General features: G+C 62.7%; 1 protein-coding gene and 1 pseudogene. Both read right to left on the bottom strand.

What is annotated here, in order from left to right:
* A partial coding sequence (locus tag V5F77_RS29085) for a TniQ family protein (RefSeq protein ID WP_429008515.1) occupies window positions 1-218 on the bottom strand: 218 nt, incomplete at its 3' end.
* Window positions 215-542: pseudogene (locus V5F77_RS29080) on the bottom strand (TniB family NTP-binding protein); the annotation flags it as partial. The gene V5F77_RS29085 and the pseudogene V5F77_RS29080, both read right to left, overlap by 4 nt.

Below are 542 nucleotides of genomic sequence, written 5' to 3'. Positions count from 1 at the left end.
TCGGTGCCGAATATGTTGGCCAGGCGGATTTCCTGATCACTGCTCAGATGGAGATCGGCCGCGCGCAACGCGGAGGCCTCCGGCAGGCAATGCCGAAGCATGACAAGCGGAGGGACCGCGTAGAAGGCGGCATGGCGACTGATCCAGGAGGACAGGAGTTCATCAGAATGGGGCGGCAAGCACACCGGCAACTGCCGTGGCGGTGGGTTCTCAATCATGCGAATGCCGCCTCGGCATCGAACTCTGGCTCCCAGTTCTCGACGGCTTCGTCGTTGATGTGCTCGCGGCCGCTCTCGATGGCTTCGACGGCCAGGCTGTTGATCACGTGGAAGATGCTGGCGGTGATACCCTCTGTGATCTGCAGGATCCGTCGCAGCGATTTCGGCGTAAGCACCGAGGGTCGACGCAGCGGCGTGTTGCGCAGGATCGAGGCCACCAGGGTCTCGAACTGTTCGTTTGCAGCCCACCGGCTCAAGGTGAACTGCTCGAACCGGCGCGCAAGCTGGACGTCACCACTGATGGCCTCCCGCGCCTCGTTGACA

Source organism: Roseixanthobacter psychrophilus (assembly GCF_043195195.1).
GTDB lineage: Bacteria > Pseudomonadota > Alphaproteobacteria > Rhizobiales > Xanthobacteraceae > NCEH01.
The sequence above is the reverse complement of the archived record's forward strand: the minus strand, read 5'-3'. Positions and strand labels throughout refer to the sequence as shown.